This is a genomic window from Burkholderia sp. MSMB1078WGS (assembly GCF_001528895.1).
GTDB lineage: Bacteria > Pseudomonadota > Gammaproteobacteria > Burkholderiales > Burkholderiaceae > Burkholderia.
In genome coordinates this window covers 127,104-148,309 of record NZ_LPDI01000009.1, presented here as the reverse complement: position 1 = coordinate 148,309, position 21,206 = coordinate 127,104, and the positions used below count along the sequence as shown (strand labels likewise).

General features: G+C 66.5%; 17 protein-coding genes. 3 read left to right on the top strand and 14 right to left on the bottom strand.

Annotated elements, in window-relative coordinates; translation table 11 throughout:
- The first annotated feature begins 46 nt into the window (after positions 1-46).
- Positions 47-409 carry a YbjQ family protein gene (locus tag WT24_RS02700; RefSeq protein ID WP_059502322.1) on the top strand — a complete coding sequence of 121 codons (363 nt, stop codon included), beginning with the start codon at positions 47-49 and terminating at the stop codon, positions 407-409.
- A 13-nt stretch (positions 410-422) separates the two neighbouring features.
- On the opposite strand, the gene WT24_RS02695 is transcribed toward WT24_RS02700, so the two are convergent.
- The 4 genes from WT24_RS02695 to betC all read right to left on the bottom strand — a co-directional run bounded on the left by WT24_RS02695 (position 423) and on the right by betC (position 5,865).
- Positions 423-1,673, bottom strand: coding sequence for an MFS transporter (locus tag WT24_RS02695; protein ID WP_060031127.1), 1,251 nt, complete (start codon positions 1,671-1,673; stop codon positions 423-425).
- Positions 1,674-1,910: 237 nt separating this feature from the next.
- The gene (locus tag WT24_RS02690; protein WP_060031044.1) at positions 1,911-3,050 is read right to left on the bottom strand and encodes a porin; all 1,140 of its coding nucleotides are present in this window, start codon (positions 3,048-3,050) and stop codon (positions 1,911-1,913) included.
- Between the two features lie 259 nt (positions 3,051-3,309).
- The gene (gene choX / locus WT24_RS02685) at positions 3,310-4,284 is read right to left on the bottom strand and encodes a choline ABC transporter substrate-binding protein (protein ID WP_060031039.1); all 975 of its coding nucleotides are present in this window, start codon (positions 4,282-4,284) and stop codon (positions 3,310-3,312) included.
- A 45-nt stretch (positions 4,285-4,329) separates the two neighbouring features.
- Positions 4,330-5,865 (bottom strand): choline-sulfatase, encoded by a 1,536-nt coding sequence (gene betC / locus WT24_RS02680; protein ID WP_059790837.1) that lies wholly within the window; start codon positions 5,863-5,865, stop codon positions 4,330-4,332.
- Between the two features lie 240 nt (positions 5,866-6,105).
- Between betC and WT24_RS02675 the strand changes: the two genes are divergently transcribed.
- Both WT24_RS02675 and purU read left to right on the top strand, forming a co-directional pair.
- Complete coding sequence (locus tag WT24_RS02675; RefSeq protein ID WP_059790838.1) at positions 6,106-7,011, top strand: LysR family transcriptional regulator; 906 nt, start codon at positions 6,106-6,108, stop codon at positions 7,009-7,011.
- A 181-nt stretch (positions 7,012-7,192) separates the two neighbouring features.
- On the top strand, positions 7,193-8,077 hold the full coding sequence (purU, locus tag WT24_RS02670; RefSeq protein WP_060031037.1) for a formyltetrahydrofolate deformylase: 885 nt from the start codon (positions 7,193-7,195) through the stop codon (positions 8,075-8,077).
- 160 nt (positions 8,078-8,237) lie between these two features.
- On the opposite strand, the gene WT24_RS02665 is transcribed toward purU, so the two are convergent.
- From WT24_RS02665 to WT24_RS02620, 10 genes are all read right to left on the bottom strand, one after another.
- Positions 8,238-9,893: an APC family permease gene (locus tag WT24_RS02665; RefSeq protein WP_059502310.1), complete on the bottom strand. Its 1,656-nt coding sequence runs from the start codon at positions 9,891-9,893 to the stop codon at positions 8,238-8,240.
- Positions 9,894-10,071: 178 nt separating this feature from the next.
- Positions 10,072-10,935, bottom strand: a complete 864-nt coding sequence (locus WT24_RS02660) for a glycine betaine ABC transporter substrate-binding protein (RefSeq protein ID WP_059502308.1) — start codon at positions 10,933-10,935, stop codon at positions 10,072-10,074.
- A gap of 134 nt (positions 10,936-11,069) precedes the next feature.
- A complete protein-coding gene (locus WT24_RS02655; RefSeq protein ID WP_059502306.1) occupies positions 11,070-12,218 on the bottom strand; it encodes a hybrid-cluster NAD(P)-dependent oxidoreductase in 1,149 nt (382 codons plus the stop codon).
- 26 nt (positions 12,219-12,244) lie between these two features.
- Entirely contained in the window at positions 12,245-13,486 is a 1,242-nt protein-coding gene (locus tag WT24_RS02650) for an SRPBCC family protein (RefSeq protein WP_059502304.1), read from the bottom strand.
- A 53-nt stretch (positions 13,487-13,539) separates the two neighbouring features.
- Complete coding sequence (locus WT24_RS02645; RefSeq protein ID WP_060031034.1) at positions 13,540-14,325, bottom strand: drug:proton antiporter; 786 nt, start codon at positions 14,323-14,325, stop codon at positions 13,540-13,542.
- On the bottom strand, positions 14,322-15,491 hold the full coding sequence (locus WT24_RS02640) for an electron transfer flavoprotein subunit alpha/FixB family protein (RefSeq protein ID WP_060031031.1): 1,170 nt from the start codon (positions 15,489-15,491) through the stop codon (positions 14,322-14,324). The genes WT24_RS02645 and WT24_RS02640 overlap by 4 nt, the downstream gene beginning before the upstream one ends.
- Before the next feature lie 4 nt (positions 15,492-15,495).
- Positions 15,496-17,421: a (Fe-S)-binding protein gene (locus WT24_RS02635; RefSeq protein WP_060031028.1), complete on the bottom strand. Its 1,926-nt coding sequence runs from the start codon at positions 17,419-17,421 to the stop codon at positions 15,496-15,498.
- 3 nt (positions 17,422-17,424) lie between these two features.
- Positions 17,425-19,488 carry an NADH:flavin oxidoreductase gene (locus WT24_RS02630; protein ID WP_006488987.1) on the bottom strand — a complete coding sequence of 688 codons (2,064 nt, stop codon included), beginning with the start codon at positions 19,486-19,488 and terminating at the stop codon, positions 17,425-17,427.
- 68 nt (positions 19,489-19,556) lie between these two features.
- Entirely contained in the window at positions 19,557-20,090 is a 534-nt protein-coding gene (locus tag WT24_RS02625) for a DUF5943 domain-containing protein (protein WP_060031025.1), read from the bottom strand.
- A gap of 137 nt (positions 20,091-20,227) precedes the next feature.
- The gene (locus WT24_RS02620; protein WP_060031022.1) at positions 20,228-21,199 is read right to left on the bottom strand and encodes a dipeptidase; all 972 of its coding nucleotides are present in this window, start codon (positions 21,197-21,199) and stop codon (positions 20,228-20,230) included.
- Positions 21,200-21,206: the final 7 nt, after the last annotated feature.

Sequence of the window (21,206 nt, the reverse complement as noted above, 5' to 3'; positions counted from 1 at the left end):
TCCGGCTAGAATCGTCGTTCGACCATTCGCTACGCGCTTTCATACCATGACCGAACCCACCCGCTCCATCGACGACCTGTCGCCTGCCCGCGTCACGACCGCCTTCGACCTCCCCGGCCATACGACCGTTCGCTCGCTCGGCGTCGCACAGGGCATCGTCGTGCGCTCGCGCTCGATCGTCGGCTCGTTCGGCGCGTCGCTGCAGACGATCTTCGGCGGCAACATCACGCTCTACACGTCGCTGTGCGAAAAAGCACGCCAGCACGCGTTCGACAAGATGCTCGACGATGCGCGCAAGCTCGGCGCGAACGCGGTCGTCGCAATGCGCTACGACTCGACCGAGATCGGGTCGGGTGTAACCGAAGTCATCTGCTACGGTACGGCCGTGCGCGTCACGCAGGATGCTTGACGTGTGATGCGCGTCACGCGTCGCGTTCGAGCGACTTCATGTTCGTGAGCTGCGGAAACAGCCGCATCCACGCGAGCGCGACGGCGATCGTCGCCGCGCCGCCGACGACGATCGCGGCCGGCGCGCCCCACCACGCGGCCGTCACGCCGGATTCGAATTCGCCGAGCTGGTTCGACGTGCCGATGAACAACGCGTTGACCGCGCTCACACGGCCGAGCATGTCGTCGGGCGTGCGCAGTTGCACGAGCGACAGGCGCACGACGACGCTGATCACGTCCGACGCGCCGAGCGCGGCCAGCGCCACGAGCGACAACGCGAAGTGCCGCGACAACCCGAACACGATCGTCGCGATGCCGAACGCGATCACGCCGCCGAACATCGCGCGGCCCGGCCGGCCCTTCAACGGGAAACGCGTGAGCCACAGCGTGCCCGCGAGCGCGCCGACGGCCGGCGCCGCGCGCAATGCACCGAGCCCCCACGGGCCGACCTGCAGGATGTCGCGCGCGTAGATTGGCAGCAGTGCGGTCGCGCCGCCGAACAGCACGGCGAACAGATCCAGCGACAGCGCACCGAGGATCGCCGGCTCGCGCCGGATGAACGCGATGCCCGAAAACACCGAGCGCAGCGTGACCGGCTCGCGGGCGGGTGGCGCGCTGCGCAGTGGAATCGTGCCGCTCAGCATCGCCGCGATCGCGAAGGCCGCCACGCTCGTGCCGAACGCGACGGGCGCACCCACACCATAGAGCAATCCGCCGAACGCGGGACCGAAAATCTGCGCGGCCTGGTTGGCGGACGTCGACAGCGCGGTCGCCCGCGGCAAATCGGTGCGCGGCACGACGGCCGGCAACAGCGACGACACCGACGGCGACTCGAACGCGCGGGCCGTGCCGACGATCGCCGCGAGCGCATACACGGCCGGCGCGGCCAGCCACCCTTGCGCCGCGCCGAGCAGGAACACGCCGGCGGCCAGTGCCTCGACGCTCTGACAGATCGTCGCGATGCGCCGGCGGTCGTAGCGGTCGGCCACCTGCCCGACGACCAGCGTCAGCGCGAACATCGGCACGAACTGCGCGAGGCCGACCAGGCCGAGCGCGAACGCGCTGTGCGTGAGCGCATACACATACCAGCCGATCGCGACCGACAGGATCTGGAAGGCCAGCGACGACATCACGCGCGTGCCCCAGAAACGCCGGAACGGCGCGTGGCGGAACAGGTTGACGGGTAACGGGGATAACGGACTGGAATCGGGCACGGAGGTGGTCATCGGGGTCTCGGCGGCTGGCGGTGCGCACCGCAACCATTCGGGAAACGACGACGCACGCGGGTGCGCGCGGCAACGGTGCGGACGCGGCCAAACCGCGATGATATGCCAATCGTCGAAAACCGGCCCGACGCCGGCCACGAGCCGTCGAGCCGGCGCATCGCACAAAAAAAAGCGCGAACCGCGGTTCGCGCCAAAGAGAGACCTCGCTGAAGACGTCACACCAACCCGCCACTCCGCTCAGAACGAATGCCGCATCCCGATCCGCACGTCGGCCTGCGTCTGCGTCGTCGACGGCGTGAAGCTGTAGCCGATCACCGCATCGACGCCCTGCGACGCGCGCAGGTAGTCGCCGGAGATGTACACGTCCGTGCGCTTCGACAACAGGTAATGCAGGCCCGCCGTGCACTGGTTCCAGTGATGGCCCTCGAAGCGCGTGTGCTGGTAGCCCGCGATGAAGCTCAGCGCCGGCGTGAACTGGTACAGGCCGCCGCCTTCGTACACCTGCATGTGCGACGACTGGCCGAAGCCCTTGATCGTCGTGTACGAGTAGTTGGCGTCGAGCGTCAGCTTGCCGATCGTGTAGCTCGTGCCGATGCCGAACGTGCCCTGGCTGTCGACGTTCATCGGCGTGTTCGCGAACAGGTCGGTGCGCGCGCCGGTCGCCGGATCGACCGTGACGGTCTGCTGGCCGAGGAACGTATGCGTGCCGATCATCGCGTACGGGTCGAACGCATAGATGCCGTTCGGATTGTTCAGGCGCGTGTACGCGGCGCCGATCGAGAAGTCGCCCTTCGTGAAGCTCGCGCCCGCGCTCCATGCGCTGTTGTGATGGAAGTTGCCCGCGACGTTGCCGAACGAATACATCGCGCCGAACTTGAAGCCGCTCATGTCGCTCGACAGAAACTTCACCGAATTCGGCAGGCGGTCGCCGTTGAAGCGGTCGAAGTCGCCCTGGTGGATCGCATAGCCGCTGCCCCACGCCGAAATGTTGTAGATCGACACGAGTTCGTTCGTGATGTCGAGCTGATTGCCGAACGACAGCGTGCCCCAGTCGTTCTGCAGGCCCACATACGCCTGCCGGCCGAATTCGGCGCCGCCGAAGCCGAGTTGCCCGTTGCCGAGGTGGAAGCCGCTCTCGAGCGCGAACACGGCCTTCAGGCCGCCGCCCAGGTCTTCGGTGCCCTTGAGGCCGAAGCGGTTTCCGTAGGCGACGCCGTCGTCGAACTTGACCACGTGCGAACCGCCCGTGTTGTTCACGTACGTGATGCCGGCGTCGAGAATCCCGTACAGCGTCACGCTGCTCTGCGCGTGTCCGATGGCGGGAATACAGGCCGCGCATGCGAGCGCGGCGGCTACGGCGACTTTCTTTTGCTTCATTGTCGACCACCCTCCCTGAACCGTTCGATGGAAAGAACCGTGGCCTGGCGCGTGCCGCGATACGCCGGCTGATTCGAATTCGGTACGTCTGCTGGCTCCGGTATTTCGTTTTCCGCAATAACGCAGCCATTGGCGAAAAATACAAACCCATATTTCGCGTCACCCGTCTGTAGGCGACACTAAATGGTCACGATGCGACGGGTCGGGAAAACACGTAGACGAGCGGCACGGGAAAAACCGGCCGCCCGGAGAGGGAAAATCAATGACCGTCGAGGGCCGCGCGCACGGCCGGCAGGCCCGGCGCGCCTGCCGCCGTCGTCACGCCGTCGAGCCACGCGGCGACCAGCGCGGGCTCGGCCTTCAGCGCATGCTGCGCCGCGAGCGCGGGCGACGTCTTGCGGTCGAGCATGTCGGCGATCATCCGGTTCTCGACGTCGACCGAGAACGTCATCTGCCGGAACAGCCGCGCGAGGTTCGTGCACTGGCCGGCGAACCCGGCACGCGTGACCGTGTTGACCGTCGCGCCGCCGTAGTTCGGGCCGAAATACGCATCGCCGCCCGACAGATACGTCAGATGAAACTTCGTGTTCATCAGATGCGGCTCCCACGCGAGAAACACGATCCAGCGCTTGTCGCGCACCGCCCGCTCGACCTGTGTGAGCATGCCCGTCTCGCTCGATTCGACGAGCGACCAGTTCGCGGACCCGAGCGCGTGGTCGGACAGCATCCGCTTGATGTTCTGATTCGCGGGCGCGCCGGGCTCGATCCCGTAGATCTTGCCGCCGAAGCGGTCCGCGTAGCGCGCGAGATCGGCGAACGTATGCACGCCGGCGGCGGCCACGTAGTCGGGCACCGCGAGCGTGAATTTCGCGCCGCTCAGGTTCGCGTGCAGCACGTCGATCGATTTCTCGTCGACGAACGGCTTCACGAGCGGCGCCTGCGCGGGCATCCAGTTGCCGAGGAACACGTCGACCTGCCCTTTCTTCAACCCCTGGTACGTGATCGGCACCGACAGGTTCGCCACGTCCTGCCGGTAGCCGAGCGCCTTCAGCACGACCCCCGCCATCGCATTCGTCGCGTCGATGTCGGTCCAGCCGGGCGCCGCCATCTTGACTTCGCTGCACGTCTGCGGATCGGCGGCATACGCAGGCTGCGTCGCCACCCCGCACGCGGCGGCGGCGGCAGCGAGCGCCGCGCCGATTCTTCGGATTGCTGCATTGCATTGCCGTTTCATGGTTCGCTTCCTCCGTCGTTCTTCAGTGATCGCGATGCGGTGCGTTCAGCGCCCGACGCGCGGAAAACGCGCCATCGCCTCGAGCGTGTCGAGTTCGATGTGATTGCGCATGTAGCGCTGGCTCGCGTCGGTGAACGGCTGCCAGTCCCACGCCTGAATGCGGCCCTGCGTCGTCGCCGCGTAATGGAAGCGCCGGCGCCGCTGGCTCGCGCGCACCTGCCGGTCCAGTTCGGGCAGGTTCCAGCGCTGCGCGGCCTCCGCGCGGAACGCGGCGAGCACGTCGGCGGCTTCCGGCCGCCCGGCGAGGTTCGTCAGTTCGTGCGGGTCGTCCGACAGGTTGTAAAGCTGATCGGGGTCGGCCGGGCAATGCACGTATTTCCAGTCGCCGCGGCGGATCATCACGATCGGTGCGAGCGCGCCTTCCGCGAGGTATTCGCCGAGCGCGACATCGTGCGCGGGCGTGCCGTTCAGGTGCGCCACGAGGCTCGCGCCGTCGACCGGGTCCGGCCAGCCGCTGGCGGGCGCGGCGCCGGCCAGCTCGACGAGCGTCGGCAGCAGGTCGACGTGCGACACGGGCCCGCGCACGCGCGCGGCGTCGAAGCGGCCCGGCGCGTGGACGATCAGCGGCACGCGGCAGCCGCCTTCGAAGAACGTCATCTTGTACCAGAGCCCGCGCTCGCCGAGCATGTCGCCGTGGTCGGACGTGACGATCACGATCGTGTCGTCGGCGAACCCGCATTGCTCGAGCGCGGCCAGCACGCTGCCGAACTGCGTGTCCACGTAGGACGTCGCGCCATAATACGCGCGGCGTGCGGCGCGGATCTGCGCGTCGGTCGGTGGTGTGCGATCGTTCTCGCAGACGAAACGCAGCCGCTGCGAATGCGGATCGCTTTCGGCCGCATCGAGCCGCACGGCCGGCATGTCGATCTCGTCGTCGTCGTAGCGATCCCAGTATTCGCGCGTGATCGCATACGGATCGTGCGGATGGGTCAGCGACACGACCATGCAGAACGGCCGCGCATCGCGGCCGGCCGCGCGCTCGCGCGCGACGTCGTACAGCTTCTGCTTCGCCGCGAACGTCACTTCGTCGTCGAAGTCGAGTTGATTCGTACGCACGCACGGGCCGGCGTCGAGCACCGAGCTCATGTTGTGATACCAGCTCGGCCGCTCGGCCGGTTGGTCCCAGTCCGGCACCCAGCCGAAATCGGCCGGATAGATGTCGGTCGTGAGGCGTTCCTCGAAGCCGTGCAACTGGTCGGGGCCGCAGAAATGCATCTTGCCGGACAGCATCGTCCGATAGCCGCCCGCGCGCAGGTAGTGCGCGAACGTCAGCGTTTGCGCGGGCAATTCGGCGGCGTTATCGTAGGCGCCGATTCCCGACGGCAGCTTGCCGGTCAGCAGCGAGAAGCGCGACGGCGCGCACAGCGGGCTCGCGCAGTACGCGGCGTCGAACACCACGCCTTCGGCGGCGAGCCGGTCGAGCGTCGGCGTGCGGGCCACGCGGTTGCCGTACGCCGGCAGCGCGAACGGCGTGAGCTGGTCGGCCATCAGGATCAGGATGTTGGGTGTCGGGTTCGTCATCGGCGGTCGTGGGGAAAGCGGTGTTCGAATGGAACGGCTCGTCGCCCGGGCAGCGAGACGTCCGGCATGACGGAGGCGGTCCGCAGAAACTGCCGCGCACGGCGGCCGTGCTGGCTAGAATCGGGGAGTGCGTTGCGCGGCTGTGCGCGAAGTGCATGTGCCGTACCGTCCGCTGCACTATCGCCCGCCCGAATTCGCGCGGGTAGGCGTCCGGCCCTTATGGGGCCATTAGAGGGACTTATGTCGAAATCCGAACCGTTACCGTCGATGCAGGCGCTGCGCGCGTTCGAATCGGCCGCCCGGCTCGCGAGCTTCACGGCCGCCGCGCGCGAGCTCGGCTCGACGCAGCCGGCCGTGAGCCAGCAGGTGTATCAGCTCGAAGCCGAACTCGGCGTACCGCTGTTCGAACGCAGCCCGCGCGGCGTCACGCTGACGACCGACGGCCAGTGCCTGTACGAGGCCGTGCGGCTCAGCCTCGACACGCTGCGCGGCGCGACCGCGACGCTGCGCGCGCGCCGCGAGCACGGCGCGCTCACGATCGTCACCGATTTCGGTTTCGCGACCTACTGGCTGATGCCGCGCCTGGCCGGGCTCAAGCGCGTGATGCCGGACGTCGACGTACGCGTCGTCACGTCACAGGACTACGACGCGCAGCGCGACCACGGCGACATCGCGATCCTGTTCGGCGACGGCCACTGGCCGTCATGTACGGCCGCGCGGCTGTTTCCGGAATCCGTCACGCCCGTCTGCTCGCCCGCGTTCCGCGACGCGCACCCGGACGTCGCACGGCCCGAGCACCTGCTCGCGCTGCCGCTGCTGCACGTGCAGCCGACGCGCCCCGAGCGCTGGCTGTCGTGGTCGGGCTGGTTCGACGCGCACGGGCTCGAGCCGCCGCCCGCCGCCCGCGGCGTGACCTTCAACAGCTATGCGCTCGTGATCCATGCGGCGCTGCTCGGTGAAGGCGTCGCGCTCGGCTGGTCGCCGCTCGTCGACGAACTCGTCGGGACCGGCCAGCTCGTGAAGCTGGTCGACGCGCCCGTCGTCACGCCGCGCGGCTACTTCCTGGTGCGCCCGCCGCAGCGGCCGGAGCCGGATGCGACCCACGTGTTCCGGCGCTGGCTGCTCGACGCGTGCGCGGCGGCCTGAGGCAGCGCGCCCGCCGCGGCCCCGCCCCCGGCCCGCTGGCGCACCGATACCAGCCACACGGCGCGTTGGTTCTATCCGCGCCGATATCGTCCTGATTTACTTGAGCCTCCCGCTACCCGCGCGGCGCGGCGCCTTCGTGCGCCGCCGCGCGGCCGTGCGCCCCTGCCATCCGAGGAGTCTCATGACCGCCGAGCACCGCCCCGATCAATTCGTCCTGACACTGTCGTGCCCGAGCGCGGCAGGCCAGGTCGCCGCCGTCGTCGGCTTTCTCGACCGCCATCGCTGCTACGTCGATGCGCTGAACGTGTTCGACGACGATCTCAGCAACCGCTTCTTCGTACGCTGCGTCTTTCATCCGACGGATGAGACGCTGCAGATCGACGCGCTGCGTCAGGAATTCGCGCCGATCGCGGCCGGACTCGGCGGCCACGATGGCGACATCCAATGGGCGATCCATGACGTCGACGCGCGGCCGAAGGTGCTGATCATGGTGTCGAAGCTCGAGCACTGCCTCGCGGATCTGCTGTTCCGCTGGCGGATGGGAGAGCTGAAGATGGACATCGTGGGCATCGTGTCGAACCACCCCGACTTCGAGTCGCTCGCCGCGCAGCACGGGCTGCCGTTCCGGCACTTCCCGATCACGGCCGATACCAAGGCGCAGCAGGAAGCGCAATGGCTCGACTTCTTCGAATCGAGCGGCGCCGAGCTCGTGATCCTCGCGCGCTACATGCAGGTGCTGTCGCAGGAGACGAGCGCGAAGCTCGCGAACCGCGCGATCAACATCCATCACTCGTTCCTGCCCGGCTTCAAGGGCGCGAAGCCGTATCACCAGGCACATGCGCGCGGCGTGAAGCTGATCGGCGCGACCGCGCACTTCGTGACCGACGATCTCGACGAAGGCCCGATCATCGAGCAGGTCGTGGAGCGTGTCGATCACGCGCTGCGGCCCGAGCAATTGCTCGCGGTGGGACGTGACGTCGAAAGCCTCACGCTCGCGCGTGCGGTGAAGGCGTTCATCGAGCGGCGGGTGTTTTTGAACGGCGATCGGACGGTGGTGTTCCCGTAGGCCGATCGGAGCCGCGCCGGAACGCGGCGGAAACGAACGAGGCCCGACCGGAAAACCGGTCGGGCCTCTTTTGTCGTCGTGTTGTGCCGGCGCTTCGCGCGACGGCCCCGCGCATGCTCTACGAAGCCATCGCGTGCCGCGACACGCACGCATTACCGCGTCACTTCACCCACGCGAAGTAATACGACGACCAGATCGTCAGCCCCGCCCCGATCAACGCCGCATACGGCATCAGGTTCAGCCACATCGCGCGCTTCGGCACTTCGAGTTCCATGTCGCGCTGCATCTGCGCGGGAAAGCGGCCGCGATCCTGCCAGTAGTGGCGATACAGGAACACCGGCACGATCAGCAGCATGGCGATCAGCCCGTTGCGCAGCGTGCCTTCGCCCTGCAGGTTCGCGCCCGCGCCGACGTAGACGAGGTTCGCATAGCCGCAGATCGCGCCGCCGACGAGCAGCCACGTCGGGCAGCGGAACGGCCGATCCCAGTTGCCGCGATCCATCCGGTGGATCCAGCCCGACTGAAGATTCAGGAATACGAACAGCATGTAGCAGACGTTCGAGATCGACAGCACCGTCATGTAGTCCGACATCATGAGCAACACGAGGTTGAAGCCGAGGTCGGTCCACATCGCGCGGGTGGGCGAGCCGTGCTCGTTCACGTGCGACAGATACTTCGGCAGCCAGCCGTCGACCGACGCCTGGTACAGCGTGCGCGACGAGCCCATCATCGACGTCATCACGATCAGCAGGATCGACAGCATCAACATCACGACGACCGCATTCGCGACCCATGCGCCGCCGCCGACGATCTTCGCCATCGCCGCCGCGACGCCGGTGCCGTCGCCGATCGACGGATCGAGCATCGCCTGCGTGCCGAGCGCGCCCTGGAACGCCATCGGCACGAGCGTCATCACGACCAGACACAGCGCACCCGACCAGAAGATCGCCTTGGCGGTATCGCGCCGCGGATCGCGGAATTCGCGCGTATAGCAGACGGCCGTCTCGAAGCCGTACGACGCCCAGCCGGCCATGAACATCGCACCGAGCGCCATCGTCACGCCCTGCCCGTTCCACGAACCGAAGGTCGCGGCCGTGAGGTTGCCGTGCGCGTCGTGGCCGAGCGGCAACAGCGGCAGCAGGTTCGACATCGGCACGTCGCCGGTGACGAACGGCACGATGCCGACGATCAAGAGCGGTGTGAGCGATGCAATGCCGAGAATGCGCTGCGTGCGCGCCGCCTTCGACGCGCCGCTGTGCTGAAGCTTGAACGTGATCAGAAGCAGGATCGTCGCGATGATGAACGTCGCGTTGATCCGCAATGACAGACCGGGCTTGATGAAACCGAGATCCGCAACCTTGAGCTGCCAGTGCAGCACCGCCGCATCGGCGGGAAAGAGACTCGTGAGCGCATAGCTCGCCGCGAGGCCGCAGCCGAGCGCGAGCATCGGCGACCACGCGAGCCAGTTGCACCACACGGAAACCGGGGCAATCAGTTTGCTGTAACGAACCCAACCGATCGCGCCATACACGGACGCGCCGCCCGATTTATGAGGAAATAGCCCCGATATTTCCGCATAAGTCGCGCTTTGAATCAGCCCCATCGTGATCGCGGCGATCCAGATCGCCCACGCGGGCTGGCCGATCGTCGCACATACGCCGCCGATCGTGAACAGCACGCCTGCCGGCACGCCGCTCGTCACCCAAAAAGCGTCTTTCCAGGTCAGGCCACGATGCAGCGTGTGGCCCGTCGAATCATGTGAGATGGTTGCCTCGACATCACTGGTGCGATTCGCACGCAGTCCTGCTTGACTCATCCAATTCCTCCTGAGATGACTCCGCATAAGAGCGCTAGTGTAACAACTTACGCGCTTTTTTGCAGAATCCGCAAAAGAATTCCGGGATATGGCCGCATTACATCCTTATTATTTCGGATTCCTGCATGCCATTCCCGGCGTGTTTTTTATGACGATTCTTGGATATATATCGGAATGCTTACTGCGCGCCTTCCGTCCAAGAATTCACGCGGTCGGCATGCGCCGCAATCCACGCATCCGCTGCCGCTTCCGGTTTCGAGCCGTTCTGGATCGCGAGCATCACGCTGTCGATTTCACCCGGCTTCCACTGGAATTTCTTCAGGAACGCGACGACCGGCTTCGCCTTGGTTTCGAGCCCCGGATTCACGACGCTGTCGACGTGCTCGGCGCCGCCGAACACCTTCTTCGGATCCTCGAGGAAGCGCAGCTTCCACTTCGCGAACATCCAGTGCGGCGCCCAGCCCGTCACGATGACCGGCTTGTTCGCATTGACCGAACGCGACAACTCGGCCGTCATCGCGCTGCCCGAGCTCGGCATCAGCGTGTAGTTCAGCCCGTAGCTCTTGATCGCGTCGTCGGTCTTGCGCATCACGCCGGCGCCCGCATCGATGCCGACGATCCGGCCGCCGAAGCTGCCCTTCTCCGCATTGAGGTCGTCGATGCTCTTCGCCTTCACGTACGCGGGCACGATCAGGCCGATCTTCGCATCGGGAAAATTCGCGCCGAGGTCGACGACCTTGGCCTTGTACTCGTCCCAGTACGAGCCGTGCGTGACCGGCAGCCACGCGGACAGCGTCGCATCGAGATCGCCGCGCGCGACGCCTTGCCACATGATCCCGGCCGCCACCGGCACGAGCTTCACCTCGTAGCCGAGCTTCTTCTCGATGACGCGGGCCGCGACGTTCGACGTCGCGACGCTGTCGTCCCAGCCTTCGACGTAGCCGATTTTCAGCGTCGGCTTCGTATCGGCGAGCGCCGATGCGCTCAATGCCGCCATCGCCGACAGGGTGCCGGCCCACAACAGTTTTCCGAACAGCTTCATGGTCGATCTCCTTGGTCTGCGCACCGTGCGCGTTGTCTCTCTAGGTTCTTCAACCACAAATCCGCGGTATCGTTGTTTTCCGACGGATGCTTGTCCGGATGCGACGCACCCGGACAGCCGATGGCGAGTTTCGACTACTTGTCGATCACGAGATCCGACAGCGGCTTGCTGCAGCACAGCAGCACCATCCCCTGATCGATCTCGCGCTGGCGGATGCCGCCGTTGTGTTTCATGTCGACCTGCCCCGACACGAGCTTCACCTTGCAGGTGCCGCACATGCCCTGCGTGCACGATGCCGGCAACCGCACGCCCGACTGGCGCGCCGCGTCGAGCACGTGCTGCTCCGATCCGCACGATATCTCGCGGTTGCTCTTCGCGAAGCTGACCGTGTACTGCTTCGTGCCGGCGTCGCCGCCTTCGGCAGGCGGCGCGAGATCGGCGAGCAGCTCGTCGCTCGCGGTCTGCGCGAGCGTCTCGAACGAGAAGCTTTCCTCGTGATACTGCTTGCGATCGAAGCCGGCTTCGTCGAGCAGGTCGCGCACGGCCTTCATGTACGGCGCGGGACCGCACGTAAAGATTTCGCGTTCCATGAAATCCGGCGCGATCAGCTTCAGCAGCGGCAGCGTCAGGAAGCCCGTGACGCCCGGCCAGTTGGTGCGCGTGCCGACGCGCTCGACGACGAACGACGTGCGGAAATTCGTGTGGTTCGACGCGATCAGGTCGAGCTCGCGCGCGAAGATGATGTCGTCCGGCGTGCGTGCGCTGTGCACGAACAGGATGTCGCGATCCTCGGCGAGATCATGATGCGCACGGCTCATCGACATCAGCGGCGTGACGCCCGAGCCGGCCGACAGGAACAGGTACTTGCGCGCCGGATGCCGTGCGCACGTGAATTCCCCGGCCGGGCCGAGCACGCGCACGGGCGCGCCCGGCTGCAGGTTGTCGTGCAGCCAGTTCGACACCTTGCCGCCCGGCACGCGCTTCACCGTGATCGAGATCGTGTGCGGCCGCGCCGGCGACGACGAAATCGTGTAGCACCGGTTGATCGTCTCGCCGTCGATGTCGAGCTCGAGCGTGATGAATTGCCCGGGCTCGAACGAGAACGTGCGGCCTTGCGGGGAACGGAAGAAGAAGCTCTTCACGTCGTGGGTTTCCTGCCGCACGTGGCAGCACACCAGCGTTTCCTCGACGTCGCTCGTCCAGCGCTCGGGCAGCGCGTTCCAGAAGGCCGGGTGCGTCACCCGGCTATCCGCCGGCTCGAAATTGGCCGCATCTCGCATCATGTCTTGCTCCGCTTATACGCTGGGTACTATTCGCCGGTTTTTTCGGCGAGCCGGCCGATGTACCAGGCCGAGAATTTTTCGACGAGACCTTCCGTGTACGGCGAATACGGGCCCGGCTCGTACGCGCTGCTGTTCGCGCCGCGCTGCGAGAATTCGACAAGCGCGCGATCCTGGTCGTTGGTCGCGTTCCACACGGCCGTGAGGTTCTTCACGTCGTAGTCGATGCCTTCCTTCGCGTCCTTGTGCACGAGCCACTTCGTGCGCACCAGCGTCTTGCCGGCCGACAGCGGAATCACCGAGAACGTCACGATGTGATCGCTCATGAAGTGGTGCCACGAGTTCGGCTGCGTCCAGAACGACAGCCCGCCGAGATCGGCCCTGTCGAAGCCGCCGAGCAGCTTCTTCGATGCGACCTTCGCGTCGAGCGTCTGCGATTCGCCGTCGCGATCCAGCGGCAGGCGCTGCGTGCGGAAACCCGTCACGTCGAGCAGCTTTTCGATTTCTGCGGACGGCAGGCCCATCTCGGCCCATTCCTTGCCGCGGCGCACGCAGGTTTCGGCGAATGCGTCCATGCCTTCGGCATTCGCGTCGGAACGCTGGTAGCCGAAGCCGTATTCGTACAGCGAGATTGTCAGCTCCGGATGGTTCGCGACGCAGTGATAGCACTCGCGGTTGTTCTCCATCGTGAGCTTCCAGTTGCCTTCCTCGATGATGTCGATCTGCGCGGCGATCTTCGTGTTCGGCAGGTCGTGCGGCAGCAGGTACGGCTCCATCTCGGCCCGCATCTGCGCGAAATCGGCCGGCGGCTCGTCGGCGAGGCAGATGAAGATCAGGCCCGCGAGGTTCTCGACGTGCACCGACTTCAGGCTGTGCTTGCAACGGTCGAACTTCTCGCCCATGTGCTCGGCGAACATCAACTGGCCCGTCAGGTTGTAGGTCCAGCTGTGGTACGGGCACACGATGTTGCCGACCGAGCCCTTGTCTTCGTTGCACAGGCGCGCGCCGCGGTGACGGCACACGTTGTGGAACGCGCGGATCGCCATGTCGTCGTCGCGCACGATCAGGATCGAATCGCTGCCCAACTGCACGGTCACGTAGTCGCCCGGCTCGGGAATGTCCGGTTCGATCGCCACCTGGATCCAGTGCTGGCGGAAAATCGCCTCCATGTCGAGCGCGAAGATGTCCTCGCTCGTGTAGAACGGTGCGTCGAGGCTGTGCCCTTCCTTGCGCCGCTCGATCAATGCACGAATGTCTGCCGATACTTTCATCGTTTGCTCCGGATTCCTTGCATCCCTGGGTGTCTTGCCGACAGGCATCAAAATCAGTAGTCGATGAGCTGATGCTCGCGCAAATACGCGAGGATCACTTGTGCTTTTTCGACCGAACTCCCTTCATTTACGACGTTGCCGCCGCGGCTTTCGGTCGTCGTCGCGGACAGCATCCGGGCATGCCCGGAGCGCTTCTCGGCGGCAACCAGCTTTACGGGTTTACGCTCGACCGGGCCGACCGTCCACGCGGCCGCGTCGGCGTCCGCACCGGGCTCCGCAAGCGCCGGCCGGATCGCGCCGGCGCGCAGCCGCGCATACGCATAGCGCGGCTCGACACCGGCGAGCGGATGCACGGCGACGACGGCCGGCAGCGCCACGTCGACACGCCGCCGCAGCCCTTTCGGCAAAAATTGCCGGACCGCCGCGCGGCCGCCTTCGACCGTCACGTCGACGGCCGAGCCGACGAGCGGATAGCCGAGCGCCGCGGCGACGCGGTACGGCAGCATCCCGGTGTCGTACGCGCCCTCGGCGCGCGTGCCGGTCAGCACGAGGTCGTAGCCGTCGAGACGCGCGGCGAGTGCGTGCACGGCGTCGTCGCCGTCGCGGCAGGCCAGCACTTCGACCTCCCGCGCGCCGAGCGCCAGATAGTCGGCAAGCGCCGCATTCGCGGGGTCGCCTGCATGGATCACGTCGAGCGTCGCGCGATGCTTGTCCGCGAGCTGGCGGCCGGTTTCGAGCGCGGCCGCATCGTTGCGGCTGTAGCGCGCGACGCCGCTGACCGGATGCCGGCCGACGGACACGAGCACCGCGATGCGTTGCAAGGGGCGAGGGGCGTTCATGCGGCGACTCCTTCCGGTTCACGGGTGCCGACCGCGGCCGGCGATTCGCCGCGCGCGGCCCGCGCGGCCTGGACCTGCTCGATCAGCGCGGCGATCGTCGCCTGCGCGTCGCCGACCACCGTCAGGTTCGCGCGCTTCGCGATCGGCGCGCTGCCGTCGAGGTTCACCGCGATCACGTGGCGGCAGTCCTTGATCCCCTGCAGGTGCTGCACCGCGCCGGAGATGCCGAATGCGATGTACACGCTCGCCTCGACCGTCTTGCCGGTCGCGCCGACCTGCTTGTCGCGCGTGAAGTGGCCGTTGTCGACCGCGACGCGACTCGCGCCGATCGCCGCGCCGAACACGCCGGCCAGCCGCTCGAACGCACCGATGTCGGACACGCCGTTGCCGGCCGACACGATGAAATCGGCTTCCTCGAGCGCGACCTGCGCCGCGTCGATTTCGTCGAGACCGAGATCGCGGTACGGCTGCGCGGCGTCGCGTGCCGGGTTGATGAAATCGGCGGCGACGCGTTCGCCTGCGCCGACGAACGGCAGCTTCGCTTCAACCGCGTTCTGCGCGAGCAGGATCACGTCGGGCAGCGCACGGGTGGCGAACGCACGTCCCGCCTGGGCATACGCGCCGACATGCTTCGCGTCGATTTCGACGACGTGAGTCGCGACGCTCGCGCCGGCGGCCGCCACGTAACGCCGGCCGAGATCGCCGTCGCCCGTCGCGTTGTCGGGCACGAACACGTGTTTCGGCGCGAGCGCGGCCACGCAGGCCTGCAATGCTTGCAATTCGCTTTCGGGATCGAACGCACGGCGTTCGAAGCCGGCCAGCTCGAGCAGCTTGTCGACGCCGAGTTCGGCCACGTCGTCCTTCAGTTCGCCGAACGCGAGCAGCGCGACTTCGGTTTGCGCATCGGCGAGCACGGCCGCGGCGGCGATCGCCTGCCGCGAATGATCGTCGAGCGCGCCGCGTTCGCTATGCGCGACCACCAGCATCACGCGCTTCGGATCCTGCAGCGCGCGGCGCGGCTTCGCGGCCGCGGCGCCATGACCGTGCGCGGACCACTGCGCGGCGTTCGCATCGGCGCTGCCTTCCTCGCCAAGCGTGATGCGCTTCAGGCCGGCGGCCGTGATGACGAACGGCCGGCGCGGATCGATTCGTTTGATCGTATTCATCGATTCACTCCAGCGAGGCGGCGACGAGTTCGGCGACGTCGAGCACGTCGGGGCGCCGGCCCACGACGCCTTCGAGCATGGCCGTGCAGTTCGGGCACGCAACCGCGACCACGTCCGCGCCGATCGTACGCGCGTCGGCGATGCGGATGTCCGGGATGCGCTGCTTGCCCGGGATGTCAGTCAGCGGCGCACCGCCGCCACCGCCGCAGCAGCGGCCGCGCATGCCGTTGCGCTCCATCTCGACGACCTGGATGCCGATCGTCGTCAGCAGCTTGCGCGGCGCTTCCGTCTCGCCGTTGTAGCGGCCGAGGTAGCACGGATCGTGATAGGTCGTGCGTTTCTCCTGCAGCGCCTCGACGGCCTTCGGCGCGATCTTGCCGCTGTCGGCCAGTTCGGCCAGATAGGTGGTGTGATGCTTGACCGTCACGCGCAGCCCGAGCGCACGGTATTCGTTGCGCAGGCTGTGCATCACGTGCGGGTCGGCCGTCACGATCTGCTTGTACGACAGCGTGCCGAGCGTGCCGATCAGGCGCTTTGCCATCTGCTGGAACGTCGCTTCGTCGCCGAGCCGGCGGGCGACGTCGCCCGTGTCGGTCTCGGCCGGGCCGAGCACGGCGTAGTCGACGCCCGCCTTGTTCAGCACCTTCACGAACGCACGCAGCGTACGCTGATAGCGCATGTCGAACGCGCCTTCGCCCGCGACGAACAGCACGTCGACCGGCTTGCCGGGTTGCGCGACGGGTGCGCTCAGGTCCACCGACCAGTCGTAACGTGCGGCCGTGTCGTAGCCGCCCATCGTGCCCGTCTCGCGCAGGTTCGCGAGCACTTCCTGGCCCTTGCCCGGTACCGTGCCGTGCACGAGCGTGCGGTTGCGGCGCATGTCGACGATCGCGTCGACGTGCTCGATCAGCATCGGGCACTCCTGCACGCAAGCGCGGCAGGTCGTGCACGACCACAGCGTCTGCTCCTCGATCAGGCCCGACACGATCGGGCCGTTCGGCTCGCCGCGATGCTGGCCGACCGGGATGCCCGGCGACGGGCTGCCCGCGTACGCCGCATCGGTGCCGCCGGCCATCCCGACCACGAGATCCTGGATCAGCTTCTTCGGATTCAGCGGCTGGCCCGACGCGAACGCGGGGCACGCGGCTTCGCATTTGCCGCACTGCACGCAGGCGTCGAAGCTCAGCAACTGGTTCCAGCGGAACTCGACCGGCTTCGCGACGCCGTACTCCTGATGCTCGATGTCCGGCAGCTTCAGCGCGGTCGGCGGCGTGGCCGTGCCGTTGCCGGTGAACGATTCGCGCGTCGCGGCGAAACGCTCCTGGCGCGGGTGGAACGCGAGGTGCAGCAGGCCGGCGATCGCATGCTTCATCGGGCCGCCCTTCGCGGCGCCGATCGTCATCGTGAACGCGCCGATGCCGATCAGCAGCGCGCAGAGCACCGCGAACGCCCCCGACATCGCACCGGTCGGCACCAGCATGAACAGCACGAGCCCGAGCGCGAACGAACCGAGCAGCCAGGGCAGCGTATTCCACGGGCCGCGCGACAGGCGCGCCGGCACGTCCTTCGCCGCGCGTCGACGCCACACGAACACCGCGCCGACCAGCATCGCGAGCGCCGCGAGGAAGATCAGCTTGTCGAGCCACGGCGAGTAGATCGCAAGGCCGTAGTTGACGAACACCAGCGCGAGCGCGCCGATCGCGCCGCCGGCGGTCGCGACGTGGGTCTTCGCGATGTACGGATCGCGGGCGACCACGTGGTGCAGGTCGACGAAATAACGCTTCGGAATCGCGAACAGGTTCGCGACGCCGAACGAGCCCGGCGCCGTGGCGCGGCCCAGACGCCAGTAAGACGAGCGCTTCGCGACCGCGAACGCGAGCCCCGCCACCGACAGCCACAACAGGGCGGTAATGAGGAAGGACGGGTTCATCTTTTAGAAATCCTTCACGAGACGCAGCGAGTCGTAGATGGCCCCGTGGACGTTGTGCATCGAAATGCAGTCGCCGACACGGAACAGCAGGAAACGGCCGTTGCCGAGTTCTTCCGACAGGCACGGCTGCGGCTCGGCCGCGAACAGCGTGTGCGGATCGATCTGGCCGCGGTTCACCGATTCCGGCTTGAGCTTCCAGTACAGTTCGTCGTTCGGCGACGAACCGTTTTCGATCACCACCTGATCGACCGCGCGCTCTTCCAGCTCTTCCGTGTATTCGTTGCGCAGCACGGCGATCATCTTGCCGTTCTCTTCATAGACGCGATCGAGCATCGTATTCGGCGTCGGGATCACGCCGAATGCGTACAGCCGGCGATAGAAGATCGGGAACGTCGTGCCGCCGCAGTCGTCGGCCACCTTCACGTCCGGCGTGACGACCTCGACCTTCGAGCCGCGGCTCGCCATGAAGTCGGCCACGCCCGCACCCGCATGCGTGCTCACGCCGTCGAACAGCAGCACGTTCTGCTTCGGCTCGACCTTGCCGGTCAGGATGTCCCACGAGCTGACGGCGAGGCCTTCGGCCACGCCCCACGCCGGCACCTGCCACGTGAAGCTCGAGCCGCCCGTCGCGAGCACGACGATGTCCGGCTTCTCGGCCATAATCATCTTCTCGTCGGCGGCCACGCCGAGACGCCGGTCGACGCCCAGACGCTTCGTTTCCATGTCGAACCAGCGGATGATCCCCGACATCTGCTCGCGCTGCGGCGCCTTCGCGGCGATCATCACCTGGCCGCCCACTTCCGCGTTCTTCTCGAACAACACGACGTCGTGGCCGCGCAGCTTCGCGACGCGAGCAGCCTCGAGCCCCGCGGGGCCGGCGCCGACCACCACGACCTTGCGCTTCGGGCCGCGCGACTTCTCGATGATGTGCGGCATCGTCGCTTCGCGCGACGTCGCCGCGTTCTGGATGCACAGCACGTCGAGGCCGTTGTACTGGCGGTCGATACAGTAGTTCGCGCCGACGCACTGCTTGATTTCGTCCTCGCGGCCGTCGCGGATCTTGATCACCATGTGCGGATCGGCGATCTGCGCGCGCGTCATGCCGACCAGGTCGATCATGCCGTTCGCGAGCAGGCGCTCGGCCTGGCCCGCATCGCGGATGCTCTGCGCGTGCATCACCGGAATCTTCACGACCGACTTGATGCCGGCCGCGAGATGCACGAACGGCTCCGGCGGCAACGCCATCGGCGGCATGCAGTTCGCGATCGTGTTGTGCGTGTCGCCGCCCGATCCGACCACGCTCAGGTAGTCGATCAGGCCCGTCTCCGACATCGCCTGCGCGATTTCCTTCAGCGCCTCGTGATCGAGGCCGTCCTCGTGGAATTCGTCGCCGCACATGCGCAGGCCGACGCAGAAGTCCTTGCCGACCGCCTCGCGCACGGCCGTCAGCACTTCGATGCCGAAGCGCAGGCGGTTTTCGAGGCTGCCGCCCCATTCGTCGGTGCGATGGTTCGAACGCTTGCTCCAGAACTGGTCGATCAGGTGCTGGTGCGCGGCGGAGATTTCGATGCCGTCCATGCCGGCCGCCTTCACGCGCTTCGCGGCCGCCGCGAAATCGCCGATGATGCGGCGGATTTCCTCGATCTCGATGATCTTCGCGTTGCCGCGGTGCACGGGCTCGCGCACGCCCGACGGCGACATCAGGTGCGGCCAGTGCTCGCCGTGGAACGACGAGCGGCGGCCCATGTGCGTCGCCTGGATCATGATCTTCGCGCCGTGCTTGTGCATCGTGTCGGCCAGGCGCGTGAGCGGATCGATGATCTTGTCGGTCGACAGGTTCACCGATTTCCACCAGCCTTGCGGACTGTCGATCGAGACCGGGCTCGAGCCGCCGCAGATGGCCAGGCCGACGCCACCCTTCGCCTTTTCTTCGTAGTAGCGGATATAGCGGTCGCCCGGCAGGCCGCCCGGCTCGGCATACACCTCCGCGTGCGCGGTGCTGACGATCCGGTTGCGCAGCGTCAGCTGGTTCAGCTGCATGGGTTTGAACAGGTGGGGATAACGCATCGCAGGCGACCTCTGGCGTTCGAATGTCTCGTGTTGCGGGTGTTTATATGTTTCAGTGCATCAATGCATCAGTGCGCGATCGGCGACACTTCGAAGACGCAGTGGTCGTGATGCTCGGCCGCACACTGCACTTCCTTCGATTGCGCGCGCGGCGCGTTCTTGCCTTCCGGCGTCGTGTCGTTGACCCAGTCCATCGCGCCCGCGAACCAGCCCGCGAACATGTAGCAGAGCTTTCCTTCCTTGCCCGGCTGCTGGAGCACGAACGACGAGTGGCGAAGTTCGATCTTCGCGCGGGCGGCGGCCGGATCGGCCTCGATGATTGAGAACAGGCCCCAGCCGCGTTGCGACAGGCGCTTCAGGTAGTGCTCGAACACGGCCATGCCGGTCAGGCCGTGCTGCTTCGCTTCCTTGTCGCACCAGTGGTACGCGGACTTGTAGCCGGCCTTGTAGAGGATCTCGGCATACGCTTCGACGCCGAGCGCTTCCTCGACGGCGACGTGGTTGTTCGTGAAGAAGTGGCGCGGCACGTACAGCATCGGCAGCGCGTCGGTGGTCCAGACGCCGGTATCGGGATCGACGTTGATCGGCAGTTGCGGTTGCATCGTGGTGACTCCGTGAGGAAATTGGCCGCGCGGCTCAGTGCGCAGGCGCGACATCGTCCGCGTGCCCGCGCGGCAAGCGCGGGCACGTCCCGATTTTTTTATGTTGAAACGCGGGGGCGGTTCGGCGAACGTGGCGCTTACGCGCCCCACACGTCCTTGAACACGCGCACCCAGTTCTCGCCCATGATCTTGCCGATCCGCGATTCCTTCCAGCCGTGACGCTCCATCGCGGCGGTCAGGTTCGGGAATTCGCCGATCGTGCGGATACCTTCCGGGTTGATCACCTTGCCAAAGTTCGTCAGCTGGCGATAGCGGCCCTTGTCGTGCGTGAGCATGTCGAAGAACTCCTTCGCATAGTCCTGCGTGAAGTCCGTGCCGATGCCCACCGCATCCTCGCCGATCAGGTTCACGACGTAGTCGATCGCCTCGATGTAGTCGTCGATGTTCGCTTCGATCCCGCGCTTCAGGAACGGCGCGAACATCGTCACGCCGACGAAGCCGCCCGCATCGGCGATCTCCTTCAGCTGCGCGTCGCTCTTGTTGCGCGGATGCTCCTTCAGGCCCGACGGCAGGCAGTGCGAGTAGCACACCGGCTTCTTCGAGAATGCGATCGCTTCCGACGACGTGTTGCCGCCCACATGCGACAGGTCGACCATGATGCCGACGCGGTTCATCTCGGTGATCACTTCGCGGCCGAAGTCCGACAGCCCGCCGTCGCGCTCGTAGCAGCCGGTGCCGACCAGGTTCTGCGTGTTGTAGCAAAGCTGCACGACGCGCACGCCCATGTCGGCGAACGCCTCGATGTAGCCGAGGTTGTCCTCGAACGCATGCGCGTTCTGGAAGCCGAGGATGATCCCGGTCTTGCCTTCCTTCTTCGCGCGGAAGATGTCGTCCGTCGTGCGCACGAGCGTCAGCAGCTCGCCGTTGTCGCGGATCTTCTTCTTCATCACGCCGATGTTGTCGACGGTCTTGGCGAAGTTCTCCCACACCGACACCGTGCAGTTCGCGGCCGTGATGCCGCCCTTTCGCATGTCCTCGAACACCGGCTTCTCGAACTTCGAGATGTTCAGTCCGTCGATGATGATGCTGTCCTGATGCAGCGTGCTCATATCTGCT